At 31.9% G+C, this 14,212-nt stretch carries 9 protein-coding genes; 3 read left to right on the top strand and 6 right to left on the bottom strand.

Going from position 1 to position 14,212, the window contains the following annotated elements; translation table 11 throughout:
* Window positions 1-84 precede the first annotated feature (84 nt).
* The 3 genes from H3Z83_RS11040 to H3Z83_RS11030 all read left to right on the top strand — a co-directional run bounded on the left by H3Z83_RS11040 (window position 85) and on the right by H3Z83_RS11030 (window position 4,669).
* On the top strand, window positions 85-927 hold the full coding sequence (locus H3Z83_RS11040; RefSeq protein ID WP_182125553.1) for a DUF2911 domain-containing protein: 843 nt from the start codon (window positions 85-87) through the stop codon (window positions 925-927).
* 172 nt (window positions 928-1,099) lie between these two features.
* On the top strand, window positions 1,100-3,379 hold the full coding sequence (locus H3Z83_RS11035) for a neutral/alkaline non-lysosomal ceramidase N-terminal domain-containing protein (RefSeq protein WP_182125552.1): 2,280 nt from the start codon (window positions 1,100-1,102) through the stop codon (window positions 3,377-3,379).
* A 96-nt stretch (window positions 3,380-3,475) separates the two neighbouring features.
* Window positions 3,476-4,669, top strand: a complete 1,194-nt coding sequence (locus H3Z83_RS11030; RefSeq protein WP_182125551.1) for a BaiN/RdsA family NAD(P)/FAD-dependent oxidoreductase — start codon at window positions 3,476-3,478, stop codon at window positions 4,667-4,669.
* A gap of 5 nt (window positions 4,670-4,674) precedes the next feature.
* On the opposite strand, the gene H3Z83_RS11025 is transcribed toward H3Z83_RS11030, so the two are convergent.
* From H3Z83_RS11025 to H3Z83_RS11000, 6 genes are all read right to left on the bottom strand, one after another.
* Complete coding sequence (locus tag H3Z83_RS11025; protein ID WP_182125550.1) at window positions 4,675-5,133, bottom strand: GNAT family N-acetyltransferase; 459 nt, start codon at window positions 5,131-5,133, stop codon at window positions 4,675-4,677.
* Complete coding sequence (locus H3Z83_RS11020; RefSeq protein ID WP_182125549.1) at window positions 5,111-6,790, bottom strand: sodium:solute symporter; 1,680 nt, start codon at window positions 6,788-6,790, stop codon at window positions 5,111-5,113. The genes H3Z83_RS11025 and H3Z83_RS11020 overlap by 23 nt, the downstream gene beginning before the upstream one ends.
* A gap of 109 nt (window positions 6,791-6,899) precedes the next feature.
* On the bottom strand, window positions 6,900-7,652 hold the full coding sequence (locus H3Z83_RS11015; RefSeq protein WP_182125548.1) for a DUF6503 family protein: 753 nt from the start codon (window positions 7,650-7,652) through the stop codon (window positions 6,900-6,902).
* Window positions 7,653-7,794: 142 nt separating this feature from the next.
* Window positions 7,795-10,062: an aconitate hydratase gene (locus H3Z83_RS11010; protein ID WP_182125547.1), complete on the bottom strand. Its 2,268-nt coding sequence runs from the start codon at window positions 10,060-10,062 to the stop codon at window positions 7,795-7,797.
* A 166-nt stretch (window positions 10,063-10,228) separates the two neighbouring features.
* The gene (locus tag H3Z83_RS11005) at window positions 10,229-11,218 is read right to left on the bottom strand and encodes a hypothetical protein (RefSeq protein ID WP_182125546.1); all 990 of its coding nucleotides are present in this window, start codon (window positions 11,216-11,218) and stop codon (window positions 10,229-10,231) included.
* Window positions 11,219-11,413: 195 nt separating this feature from the next.
* Window positions 11,414-14,191 (bottom strand): bifunctional aconitate hydratase 2/2-methylisocitrate dehydratase, encoded by a 2,778-nt coding sequence (locus H3Z83_RS11000; protein ID WP_182125545.1) that lies wholly within the window; start codon window positions 14,189-14,191, stop codon window positions 11,414-11,416.
* Window positions 14,192-14,212 lie beyond the last annotated feature (21 nt).

Raw genomic sequence — 14,212 nt, 5'->3', positions numbered from 1 at the left:
TTGATTATTATTTTAAGTTTTCGTTAACATTAAACAATCTTATTACTTGTAATTTTAGCATTAGAAATAAAACAAACTATTATCATGAAAAAATTACTCTTAAGTTTATTTGTAGTAGCTATCTCAACAGGTGCTAATGCACAATTAAAAACACCAGCTTCTAGTCCATCTTCTAAATTAGAACAAACTGTAGGTTTAACTGATGTATCTGTAGAATATTCTCGTCCTGGGGTGAAAGGAAGAACAATTTTTGGAGATTTAGTTCCTTACGGAAAAGTATGGAGAACTGGAGCTAATGCAAATACAAAAGTTACTTTTAGTGACGATGTTACTATTGATGGAAAAGAATTAAAAAAAGGTACTTACGCCTTATATACTAAGCCAGGAAAAAGCTCTTGGGAAGTTATTTTTTATTCTGATGCTAAAAACTGGGGAACTCCTCAAAAATGGGATGATTCTAAAGTAGCTTTATCAACAACTGCTAAAGTTGTTAAAATGCCAATGAAAATTGAGTCATTTACTATTACTATTGATGATTTAACAGATAACTCTGCTGTTTTAGGTATGTTATGGGAAAATGCTTACGTTGGTGTAAAATTTAATACTCCTACTGATAAAGGTGTAGAAGCTAGTATTTCTAAAGTAATGGCAGGACCATCTGCTAACGATTATTTTAATGCAGCTAAATATTATTTAGATGGAGGTAAAGACATTAACAAAGCAAAAAACTGGATAAACAAAGCTGTTGATATGACAAAAGACCAACCACGATTTTGGTACTTACGTCAACAATCTTTAATCTTAGCTAAGGCTGGAGATAAGAAAGGTGCTATTACTGCAGCTAAAGCTTCTTTAGCAGGTGCTGAAAAAAGAGGAAATGCTGATTACGTTAAAATGAATAAAGAATTTTTAGCAAAAATGAAGTAAGCTTCTTTTTAAAATAAATTTTATAAAACCTCATAACAATTGTTATGAGGTTTTGTTTTTTAAACACGGTATTGTTAATTTATTGTGATATAGGTAAAATTTATAATAAAAATTTAAACTAAACATAATATAACCTTAAATTAGTAGATAATTAACCAAGTCAAACTAATTTATGAGTAATACTAAAAAACCCTTCTTAATTGTATTTTTATTTTTTCTATTACAAATTATTACAGCTCAAAACAACAATTATGATATTGGAGTTGGAATCTCTGATATTACAGGCCAAATAGCAGAAAGTGCCTTCTTTGGCTATGGTGATCCTTTTTTTAAAAACGGTGGAATTAAAGATCGACAATATGCAAGAGCATATATTATAAAAGAACCTAACGGAAATCCTGTAGTATTTGTTTCTATAGACAAAGGAGCAACGTTTCAATCAGTAAACCTTGCTGTGCTTGAAAAATTGAATAACCAATACGGAAGTACTTACACAGACACCAACGTTGTTATTAGTGCTACACATACACATGTTTCTCCTGGTGGATATTCTCATTACGGATTATACAATACATCTACAGGTGGATTTTACAAAACAAACTTTGATATTTTAGTAAACGGAATTTTCGAAGCAATAAAAAAAGCGCATGAAAATTTGACTCCTGGAAGAATTTACTATAATACTGGATCATTAACCAATGCAAGTATCAATCGTTCTTTAGTGGCATACAACTTAAATAGTGATGCTAACGATTATACAAATATTGATGATGAAATGACCGTCTTAAAATTTATACAAGGAAATACTGAAGTAGGTATGATTTCTTGGTTTGGAGTACACCCTACAAGCTTAACAAAAAAATATAAATATGCAAGTGGTGATAGTAAAGGGTATGCTTCTTTAAAATTTGAACGCATGAAACAATCTTCTTACGGAGAGAGCGATTTTACTTTTGTAGCTGCTTTTGCTAATACAAACCCTGGAGATATGTCTCCTAACTTAAATCAACCAGCTGCAAACGATTATACATCTGATGCCACAGGACCAGGAAACAATGAAGAAGAAAGTATGGAAATTATTGGAGATCGTCAATACAACAAAGCTATTCAATTATATAACAGCGCAACCCAACAATTAATTGGTTCTGTAAAAGCCGTATCTAGATATAGTGATTTTTCTAATATAGAAATTGCTTCAAAATTTACTGATGGAGTTATCCGTCATACATGTAAAGCCGCTTTGGGAATCTCATTTAGAGCGGGTGCAGAAGATGGTAGAAGTGGAATTGGAAGAGAAGGTGAAACAAGATCTGACCCTAATTCTGGTCCAGCAATTGATCAATGTCATATGGAAAAACCTATTGATCCATTATTCTATGTTGGTTCAAATGATAATGATCCACAAACACCCAAAATACTACCTACAAGTATTTTAAAAATTGGTCAGTTAGGAGTTTTAGCTGCTCCTGCCGAATTTACTGTAATGTCTGGTAGAAGAGTTAGAGCTACGGTTGCTGAAAATACTAATACCGGCATAACACACACAGTTTTAGCTGGATATTCAGATGCTTATTGTGGATACGTTACTACACGTGAAGAATATGCTTCTCAACAATATGAAGGTGCAAGTACACAATTCGGACCTTGGACATTAGCTGCTTACCGTCAAGAATTTGAAAGATTAGCTAATAAATTAGTAAATCCTAATGTAAACCCTTGGCCAAATGCAGCTCCTACTCCACCTCAAAAATCATATATAGGCGGAGATAAAACTGTAAATATTCTTTTTGATGATAAACCTTGGTTTAAAAGTTTTGGTAGCGTTCATTCAAACACCAATAGTTCTTATAATACTGGTGCGACTGCCGAAGTTACTTTTTGGGGAGCGCACCCTAATAACGATCCAAAAACAAATAGTACTTATTTTACTGTACAGAAAAAAGTTGGGAACTCATGGTTAACCAAATTCCAGGATAGAGATACTAACACTAAAATGATTTGGAATAGAGATGGTGTTTCAGCATCAAAAATCATCATTCAATTTAAAATTACTTCTGATGTAGAAAGTGGTTATTATAGAATTGTGCATAATGGTAAATGGAAAAACGGTTGGAACGGAAGTATTAATTCTTATAGCGGAACCAGTAAAACATTTTATGTAAATGCTTCTGCAGCCAGAGGTGTTAATAATAATGAGGAAGAAAATGATCTTATTGATACGAATGTTAATGTATATCCTAATCCCACTCAAGGTTTAGTAAATATCATTAATACGAAATCTTTTAAAGGAAGCTATACAATTACTAATATGTTAGGACAAATAGTAAAAAGAGGAACAATCTCTAAGAATCGCTACAATTCAATTAACATAAAAGGAAATTCAGGTGTTTATTTATTAAAAGTAACTTACGAAAACGGAGACGTAATGACTTCTTCTATTATGAAAAAATAAAATTAACAAACATTTTTTATAAAATCCCAAAACTTAAGTTTTGGGATTTTTCTTGTTTGTAAGACATCTTAAAAAAACAAATACTAATTTTGTTTTATGAATAAATCAATTGCTATTATTGGTGGAGGTCCTGCTGCTCTCTTTGCAGCAGCCTTTTTAGATTCAACAAAATTTGATATTACGATTTACGAAAAAAAGAAATCGTTAGGTAGAAAATTTTTAGTCGCTGGTGATGGAGGATTTAATCTAACTCATGGAGAATCTATAGAGAATATGATTTCTAGATATACTCCAGACTATTTTCTAAAAAAAGCATTACTAAACTTCTCAAATGAAGATTTAAGAAATTGGCTTGATAAAATCGGTTTATCAACTTTTATTGGAAGTAGTAATAGAGTTTATCCTGAAAAAGGAAATAAACCTATTGAAGTTCTTAACAAGATAAAGCAAGTATTAATCGATAAAAACATTCAATTTGAATATAACCACGAATGGAAAGGCTGGGAAAATGATTATGAATTTATTTTTGAAAACAGTAAAAGAGTAAACCCTGATTATACAATTTTCTGTATGGGAGGTACTAGTTGGAAAATTACAGGTTCTGATGGTGCTTGGTTAAATACTTTTAATAATAAAGGAATAAAAACACTTCCTTTTCTTCCTGCTAATTGCGCATATGAAATAAATTGGAAGAAAGATTTTATTGATAGAAACGAAGGAAAACCTTTAAAAAACATTGCCCTATCCTGTGGAACAAAAACCCAAAAAGGAGAATTGGTAATCACCAAATTTGGATTAGAAGGAAATGCTATTTATGCATTAAGTTCAGAAATACAACCTCAACTGTCTAATAACAAAACGGCTTCTATTTACTTAGATTTAAAACCAATGTTTACTCAAGAAGAGGTTTCTAAAAAAGTAAATAAATCACAACAAAAACCAACTGATATTCTTAAAAAAGTATTGAAATTAAGTCCACCTCAAATAGATCTTTTAAGAACATTTTTAACTAAAGAAGAATACACTAATAAAAACATCCTCTCAGAAAAAATTAAAGCTTTACCTTTAACCATTCTTTCTGCCGCAGATATAGATGAAGCTATCTCAACAACTGGAGGTATTAACTTAAATGAAGTTTCTGAAAATTTTGAATTTCATAAACTTAAAAATAGTTTTTGTATTGGTGAAATGCTAGATTGGAATGCGCCTACTGGTGGCTATTTATTACAAGCGTGTTTTAGTATGGGAGTTTATGTTGCTAATCATCTAAATAAGTTAGAACTAGAATAAATTTTTTATTTTAAACTCTTTCGCATATTAATTAAAAGACTTTTAAACCCTACTTTTTCATAAGCTTTAATAGCTCCAGGATTATCAGCATACACATCTAATCGAACCTCGGTAATACCTTTAGATTTTATCCATGAATATAGAGCCTCTATTACCAATTTATTAACTCCTCTTCCTCTGTGCGAGGGCTTTACAAACATAAAACCTAAATAGGCATGTTTTGAATGCTTTAAATATGGTTTTACTTCTTCTATTCTTGCATATCCCGAACCTATAACCTCGTTATTTTCTACAGCAACAATTACTTCTACCTCATCAGATAAAATCATTACTTTAATATCATAATACGATATTTTCTCTTCTTTTAAAGTAGGATCGAAAGGTCGCTCGAAATTTATTACTCCTTGTTCAAAGTCTAAAAGAATTGGTAAATCTTCTAATCTAGCTGATCGGGTGGCTATCATAATTATTTTTTAAATTCAATGACTGAATAATCATTGCTATTCCCATTACCAATCCACAACCTAAAGCATTTAACCACAAATAAGGTAACCAATCTAAATACCAAACTCCAATAATAAGAAGCTGAGTGATAATTGCTGCAATAAATACTGCATTTCCTTTTACAAACTTAAAAAAGAAAGCTAATAAGAAAATACCTAACACATTCCCATAAAAAATGGACCCAATAATATTTACCAACTGAATTAAATTATCAAATAAATTGGCAAAACAAGCTACTAGTATCGCTAATACTCCCCATCCTAAAGTGAACCATTTTGACATTTTTACATAATGCGCATCAGAATATTCTTTAGATACATTACGTTTGTATAAATCGATTGCTGTAGTACTCGCTAACGCATTTAATTCTGAAGCTGTAGATGACATCGCTGCCGATAAAATTACCGCCAATAATAAACCAATTAAACCTTTTGGTAAATTGTGTAATATAAAGTGGATAAAAACATAGTCCTTATCATTAGTTTCTACTTGAACATCAGCTTTAGTAATAACCGCTTTAGCTTGTTCTTTTAATGATTTATCTTGCTCATTTAACTCTTGTAACTGCTTTTTATTTTCAACATTTAAGCCTTCGAAAATTAAATCCTTCTTTTTATTTTCTATTTGTTGATGCTGTGCTTCTAAGCTTTTATATTCTGAAGCATATTGAGAACTAACAACTGCTTCTTGTGCTTTTGGATTAAAATTTAATGGTGAAGTATTAAATTGATAAAATACAAAAACCATAACTCCTACTAGCAATATAAAAAACTGCATCGGTACTTTTAAAAGTCCATTAAATATTAATCCTAACTGACTTTCTCTTAATGATTTTCCTGACAAGTATCGTTGCACTTGACTTTGATCTGTTCCGAAATAAGACAACATTAAAAAAGTTCCTCCTAAAATACCTGTCCAAACCGTATAACGATTATTTAAATCCCAAGAAAAATCTAAAACCTGCATTTTATCAGAAGCTCCAGCAATTTCTAAAGCTTTGGTAAACGTTATTCCGTCTGGTAAATATTGTAGTATTAAATAAAAAGCTACAAACATACCTGCAAAAATCACCGCCATTTGCTGCTTTTGAGTAACACTTACAGCTTTGGTTCCTCCAGATACTGTGTAAATAATTACTAAAACACCAATGATAACATTTAGCATAATTAAATCCCAACCTAATACAGCTGATAAAATAATAGCTGGTGCAAAAATTGTGATTCCTGCTGCTAAACCTCTTTGTATTAAAAATAGAATTGCGGTTAAGGTTCTTGTTTTCTGATCAAAACGACCTTCTAAATACTCATAAGCGGTATATACTTTTAATCTATGATAAATAGGAATGAATACTAAACAGATAATAACCATGGCTATTGGCAATCCGAAATAGAACTGAACAAAGCCCATTCCGCTATGAAAAGCTTGTCCTGGGGTTGATAAAAAAGTAATGGCGCTCGCTTGGGTTGCCATTACCGACAACCCAATTGTCCACCATTTACTATCATTTCCTCCTTTAATATACTCTTCTACATTTTTGCTTCCTCGTGTTTTCCACGCTCCGTATAAAACAATAAACAATAATGTTAACGAAAGTACAATCCAATCTAATGCTTGCATATTAACCAGTATATAAATTTGTAATAATGTAAAACGCTATTATATAAAGTAAATTAGCAAACAGTACTAAGGTGTACTCTTTTTTCCAAGTATATTTTTGTTGATTCATTTATTGGTTTGGTTTTTCATAAAAGCTGTCAGCTAATGAAGCTTGACTTAATAACGGTAATTTAAACTCAGTAGGATCTCCAGCTGGTTCTGTTGGATTACCTTTGTCATCTTTCTGATACCAAGTTATAGATTTTGGCAATAATAAACCGTTAACATTTTCCCAATCATTATATCTAATAACATTAAACTTATCTGATGGTTTTTTACTAAAATAAGTAACAGTATATCCTAACCATCTCATTTCTTTTGTTGCAGGGTCAAAATAGATAAAATAATTATCATCCGACGAGTTTCCAATATTTGCTTCGTAAGAAATCTTATACCCAGGATATTTTTTTCCTTCAAACTCTAATGGTTCAATTTCTGAATATGTTATTCCATCATCAGCTAATACAAATGGCATCGCGTAAAAATAAAAATACAAATTATAGTAAAACTTAGGGTCTTTTTTAAATTTAGTTGTATCAGAAACCCAAGTGTTTTGTCCGTCAAAACCATATGAATATTTAGGTGAATTAATCACCGCTCTTCGAGAATGTAAATCTGTAGTATGTTCTTCTTTATCTATACTATAAGACAAAGTTTTCATTTTATCCCAATTAGCTATACTACCATGCTTATCAAACACTTCTAATAAAGCTTTTGGATATTTTTCAACTGTTGGTTCTTTTTGGTCAATTTCTTTTTTCACTTCCTTTTTACAAGCTGTAAAAACTGCAGTAATAGCTATTAGTAAAGTTAGTTTTTTCATTTTTTAAATTGTTATTTTATTAATATAACATATGTCGAATAATGACAGTAAACTTACAGAAGTTATTTCTATATATAAAATAAAAAAGACTTCAAGTAAATTACCTGAAGTCTTATTCATTTCTTAACTAAGAATACTTAGTCTAAGCGTTTTGTTTTTTTATTAAATTTAAAGCAGCACCCTCATTATACCATTCTATTTGTCCTTGGTTATACGTATGGTTCGCTATAATAGTATCTTTAGAACCATCTGCATGAACAACCTCAATAGTTAAAGGTTTACCTGGAGCAAACTCATTTAAATCTAAGAAATTAAAAGTATCGTCTTCTTGTATTAAGTCATAATCAGCTTCATTCGCAAAAGTTAACCCAAGCATTCCTTGTTTTTTCAAATTTGTTTCATGAATACGTGCAAATGATTTTACTAAAACAGCAGCAACTCCTAAATGACGTGGTTCCATAGCTGCATGCTCACGAGAAGAACCTTCACCGTAATTATGATCGCCAACTACTATTGTATTAATACCAGCTGATTTATACGCTCGAGCTGTTTTTGGAACGGCGTCATACTCTTCTGTTAACTGACTTTTCACAAAATTAGTTTTCATATTATATGCATTTACCGCACCTATTAACATATTATTAGAAATATTGTCTAAATGCCCTCGATAACGTAACCAAGGTCCTGCCATAGAAATATGATCTGTTGTACATTTACCATATGCTTTTATCAATAGCTTTATTCCTTTTAAATCATTTCCTAATGGTTTAAAAGGAGTTAACAATTCTAAACGTTCAGATTTAGGGTCTACACTTACAACTACTCCGCTGCCATCTTCCATTGGTTCTATATAACCGTTATCATCAACCTCAAAACCTTTAGGTGGTAATTCCCAACCAGTTGGTTCATCTAACATCACTTCTTCTCCATTTTCATTAATTAAAGAATCTGTTAACGGATTAAAATCTAAACGACCTGCTATTGCAATTGCGGCTGTTAATTCTGGCGATGCAACAAATGCATGCGTATTTGGGTTTCCATCAGCACGTTTTGCAAAATTTCTATTGAATGAATGCACAATGGAGTTCTTAGGTGCATTCTTAGGATCTTCATAACGCCCCCATTGACCAATACATGGTCCACAAGCATTCGTAAATATCTTTGCATCTAGTTTTTCGAAAACTTCTAAAATACCATCTCTTTCAGCAGTATAGCGTACTTGCTCTGAACCTGGGTTAATTCCGAATTCAGCTTTAGTTTTTAACCCTTTATCTAACGCTTGTTGCGCTACTGATGAAGCTCTTGATAAATCTTCGTATGACGAATTAGTACAAGAACCAATCAACCCCCATTCTACTTGTAATGGCCAATCGTTAGTTTCAGCTCTTGCTGTCATTTCTTCACCTACTTGTGTAGATAAGTCTGGTGTAAAAGGACCATTTAATAATGGTCCTAATTCTGATAAGTTAATTTCAATAACTTGATCGAAATATTTTTCTGGATTAGTATACACTTCAGCATCACCTGTTAAATGTTCTTTTATTTTATTAGCTTCATCTGCAACATCGTTTCTATCGGTAGCACGTAAATAACGCTCCATAGATTTATCGTAACCAAAAGTAGAAGTCGTGGCTCCTATTTCAGCTCCCATGTTACAAATAGTTCCTTTTCCTGTACATGACATTGAAATTGCTCCTGGACCAAAATATTCTACAATAGCACCTGTTCCTCCTTTAGCAGAAACAATACCAGCCACTTTTAAAATAACATCTTTGGGAGCTGTCCAACCAGATAATTTTCCAGTTAGCTTTACTCCGATTAATTTCGGAAATTTTAATTCCCAAGGCATACCAGCCATAACATCTACAGCATCAGCTCCTCCAACACCAATAGCCACCATTCCTAATCCTCCAGCATTTACTGTGTGAGAATCGGTACCAATCATCATACCTCCTGGAAATGCATAATTTTCTAATACTACTTGATGAATAATTCCTGCTCCTGGTTTCCAAAATCCAATTCCATATTTATCAGAAACTGATTCTAAAAAGTTGAATACTTCGTTACTATTATTTAATGCTGTTTGTAAATCTTTGGCTGCTCCTACTTTAGCTTGAATTAAATGATCGCAATGTACCGTAGTTGGTACAGCCACTTTATTCTTACCTGCTTGCATAAATTGTAACAATGCCATTTGTGCTGTTGCATCTTGACAAGCAATACGATCTGGAGCAAAATCAACATAATCTTTTCCTCTTATAAAAGCTGTACTTGGATTTCCATCCCAAAGATGAGTATATAAAATTTTCTCTGCTAGTGTTAATGGTTTACCTGTAAGTTTTTTTGCAGCATTTACTCGCTCCTCAAACTTACTATAAACCGCCTTAATCATTTCAATATCAAATGCCATTTGTTGTTTAGTTTTTGTTACACGCCTAAAGTTAGCAAAAAAAGGTGAAATCCGTTTTCTTCAGTTATAATTAAAACAAATACAAGTATCTGACTTATTGATATTATTTAAGCTATTACATTAATCAATACTATTAGAGTATCATCGAAAGAAAGAAAATTCTTAATTATTTTTCTCGTATTCTAATTTCTATAATACAATTGATGCCTTTTTCAATTAATTCATCTGCCATGTATTGAAAATCTGGATAATGATCACACCATTTTTTAGATTGGGTATAAATTATTTTCCCCTTTTCATTAACCTTTCCTAATAGTTCTTCAGTAGAACATTTTATTACCGATTTTAATTTTAGTAGGTTTCTCTTTTCAAAAGGTATTTCCATATAAAAATACTCTTCTAAATTTTGAACATCTAACTCAAAAAGATAAAGCCAATCAACCATAGGAGATGATCCCATTATTTCAAACTTATCAAACGTTTTAGAAATCATAAGTGGCCCTGCACCTACCCATCCCGATTTATAGGCATATTTGTCTGATTTTTTACACCATCCTATAGTATAGCATAAGGTATGCTCTTGAATAGTTTCTCGAAGTCCGCAAAACAAAAAATTTAATCGCTTTTCATTATACTCTTCTTCAAAATACTCATCAGATTTTAATAAAATTTTATCTAAAATTTTATCACTGATATTTTGTTCTAAAACCTTAAAATTTTCAATTCTTTCAATAAGAATACTTAATTTATGTTTTATATGCTCATTTGACGATTCTTCTAGCTTTAAATTCAAAAACGGGAGAACATCTGTATTTTCGCTAATATTACGTATAGTATCTAATGTTAGGTTTATTAATTTAGCTGTGTCCTTTAATTCTTTTTTCACAGGAAATGAACTTCCTGTAAAATTACTTAACAATTCTTCATCATATTTTGCTTCTATCCAACTTAATATAAGTTTCCCTATTTCGCTTGATAATTTCGAACTATCATGCTTCTTTAGATAAATTAAATCATTCAATGACTTAATACCCTCTAACCACGAAATATTATATATATAAAATAGATTGACAAGTCTATAAATTAATTTTTCTAAAATTTTTATATCTAGACCACCCTTTAATAATTTATAATCCTCAATGATATTTAAATTCATTTTTCTATACTTTTTTATTTTCTATTTCATTGATAGCTAATTAAACAAAAATAATTTTGTTTCCTTTCTATTTACAATAAAAAAAGTCCGAGTTAAAACTCGGACTTTATATATGTTGATGTCTAAATTGAGTCTAGTCGAAACCTAATTAAAAACTACGAATCTAAAGACTTTTCGACTGCGCTCAAAGTGACATTACATTACTAATTGTTTTTGAGAAGGCTTAAACTTGGTTAATACAATACCTTCTACTGCAGCTTCATACTCTTCCATAGTAGGAGTTCTTCCTAATATGCAAGATAATACAACAACTGGTGTAGAAGATAATAATGATTCTCCTTTTTTAGCATCAGTGTCTCTTACTACCCTACCTTGGAATAAACGTGTTGATGTTGCCATTACCGTATCTCCTGGTTCTGCTTTTTCTTGGTTACCCATACATAAACTACAACCTGGACGTTCTAAATATAATTTGTTGTCATACTTAGTTCTTGCAACTGCTTTTGGAGCGTTATCATCAAATACAAATCCTGCGTATTTTTCTAATACTTCCCAGTCACCTTCTGCTTTTAATTCATCAACGATATTGTACGTAGGTGGCGCAACAACTAAAGGAGCTTTAAATTCTACTTCTCCTTTTTGAGCCTCTAAATTTTTAAGCATTTGTGCCAAAATCTGCATATCTCCTTTATGTACCATACAAGAACCTACGAAACCTAAATCTACTTTTTTAGTTCCTCCGTAAAAAGATAATGGTTGAATATTATCATGCGTATAACGCTTAGATACATCTTCATTATTTACATCTGGATCCGCAATCATTGGCTCAACAATTTTATCTAAATCGATAACAACTTCAGCATAATACTTAGCATCCGCATCTGGCTTTAAAGCTGGCTTAGTACCTGTTTTTAATTCTTGAATTCTATTGTTAGCCTTATCTACTAATCCTTTAAGATCTTGTTTTGGATTATCCATCCCTTTATCAATCATAATTTGAATACGATCTCTAGAGATTTCTAATGATTCAATTAATGTTTCTTCTTCAGAAATACAGATAGATGCTTTTGCTTTCATTTCAGCAGTCCAATCTGTAAATGTAAATGCTTGATCTGAAGTTAAAGTACCAATATGTACCTCGATAATTTTTCCTTGGAAAACATTCTCTCCTTCAAATTGAGTTAACATTTGCTCTTGTGTTGCATGAACCACATCACGGAAATCCATATATGGCTTCATCTCTCCTTTAAAAGTAACTTTAACAGACTCTGGAATTGGCATAGTAGCCTCTCCTGTAGCTAAAGCTAAAGCAACTGTTCCTGAATCTGCTCCAAAAGCAACTCCTTTTGCCATACGCGTATGAGAATCACCTCCAATAATTACATCCCAATCATCAACTGCAATATCATTTAATACTTTATGAATTACATCTGTCATTGCATGGTACTTCCCTTCAGGATGACGTGCAGTAACTAATCCGAAATCATTCATAAACTTCATTAATCTTGGAATGTTAGCTTTAGACTTATCATCCCAAACAGAAGCTGTATGACATCCTGATTGATAACCTGTATCAACAATTGGAGATATAACTGTAGCAGCCATCATCTCTAATTCTTGAGAAGTCATTAAACCAGTAGTGTCTTGAGAACCTACAATGTTTACTTCTACTCTAACATTAGATCCTGCATGTAGTGTTTTTCCTGGAGTAGTTCCTACTGCGTTTTTATTGAAGATTTTTTCAACCGCCGTTAACCCTTGTCCTTCAATTGAAATTTCTTTTGAAGCTGCGTAAACCTGAGGTACCTCTATTCCTAAAGTTTTACAAGCAAAGGTTTGTAATTTTTTACCGAAAACTACCGCATAAGAACCACCTGCTTTCATAAACTCCATTTTTTGAGGAGTGAATGCAGCTGAAACATCTTTTAAGAAAGTGTCTCCGTTATATAATTTCTTCTCTTTTGTATTTATAGTAAGTACAGTTCCCGTAGCAACAGAATACTCTTCTTTTAAAACTGCATCTCCTTCTTCATCAACAATTGTATTTCCTTCAGCGTCCTTTTGTTTTACCCAGTTTTTAAGATCTAAACCAATTCCTCCAGTTACACCAACCGTAGTTAAGAAGATAGGTGCAATTCCGTTAGTACCAGCAATTACTGGTGCTATATTAATAAAAGGCACATACTCACTTGCTTGAATCCCTGTCCATAACGCAACATTGTTTACACCTGACATTCTAGATGAACCAACTCCCATAGTTCCTTTTTCAGCAACTAACATCACACGCTTATTTGGGTGTTGTGCTTTTAGTGCTAATAACTCATTTTGCATATCTTTATTATGCTCAAACATACATTGCCCATGTAACTCACGATCTGATCTCGAATGTGCATCTGCTCCAGGAGATAATAAATCCGTAGAAATATCTCCAACACCTGCAACAAACGTTACAATTTCAATTTCTTCATCTATTTCTGGTAACTTCGTAAAAAAATCTGCTTGCGCATAGCTCTCGATTAATTCTTTAGCTATAGCATTCCCTGCTTTATATGCTTCTTCTAAACGAGCTGTATCTGCTTCGTATAAGAAAACTTGTGTTTTTAATACTTTAGCAGCTTCTTCAGCAATTGCAGCATCATTACCTAACGCTAAATCTAACAACACTTCTACAGAAGGTCCACCTTTCATATGCGATAATTGCTCGAAAGCAAATGCAGGTGAAATTTCTGCTACTACTTCTTCTCCTAAGATAATTTCTTTTAAAAATTTAGCTTTTACACCAGCTGCACTTGTTGTACCTGGTAAAACATTATAGATAAAAAAGTTAAGAGACTCTTCGCGGTGCTCATTATTTACATCTTTAATTTGTGAGATGATATTTGATAATAATTCACTTCCATCTATTGGCTTAGGATGCAATCCTTGCTCTTTTCTTTCTTCAATCTCCTTAAGATAATCTAAGTATGTATTCATAAAAGGTTTATTTTTTATAAT

The sequence above is a fragment of the Tenacibaculum pelagium genome (assembly GCF_014062345.1).
In the GTDB taxonomy this organism is placed as follows: domain Bacteria; phylum Bacteroidota; class Bacteroidia; order Flavobacteriales; family Flavobacteriaceae; genus Polaribacter; species Polaribacter pelagius.
This window is presented reverse-complemented; position numbering and strand designations above follow the sequence as displayed.

Excerpts from the sequence above, each read along its gene's own strand:
- H3Z83_RS11020 (WP_182125549.1), bottom strand. The coding sequence starts at position 6,790 with ATGCAAGCATTAGATTGGATTGTACTTTCGTTAACATTATTGTTTATT.
- H3Z83_RS11040 (WP_182125553.1), top strand. The coding sequence starts at position 85 with ATGAAAAAATTACTCTTAAGTTTATTTGTAGTAGCTATCTCAACAGGT.
- H3Z83_RS11010 (WP_182125547.1), bottom strand. The coding sequence starts at position 10,062 with ATGGCATTTGATATTGAAATGATTAAGGCGGTTTATAGTAAGTTTGAG.
- H3Z83_RS11000 (WP_182125545.1), bottom strand. The coding sequence starts at position 14,191 with ATGAATACATACTTAGATTATCTTAAGGAGATTGAAGAAAGAAAAGAG.
- H3Z83_RS11025 (WP_182125550.1), bottom strand. The coding sequence starts at position 5,133 with ATGATAGCCACCCGATCAGCTAGATTAGAAGATTTACCAATTCTTTTA.
- H3Z83_RS11030 (WP_182125551.1), top strand. The coding sequence starts at position 3,476 with ATGAATAAATCAATTGCTATTATTGGTGGAGGTCCTGCTGCTCTCTTT.
- H3Z83_RS11005 (WP_182125546.1), bottom strand. The coding sequence starts at position 11,218 with ATGAATTTAAATATCATTGAGGATTATAAATTATTAAAGGGTGGTCTA.
- H3Z83_RS11035 (WP_182125552.1), top strand. The coding sequence starts at position 1,100 with ATGAGTAATACTAAAAAACCCTTCTTAATTGTATTTTTATTTTTTCTA.
- H3Z83_RS11015 (WP_182125548.1), bottom strand. The coding sequence starts at position 7,652 with ATGAAAAAACTAACTTTACTAATAGCTATTACTGCAGTTTTTACAGCT.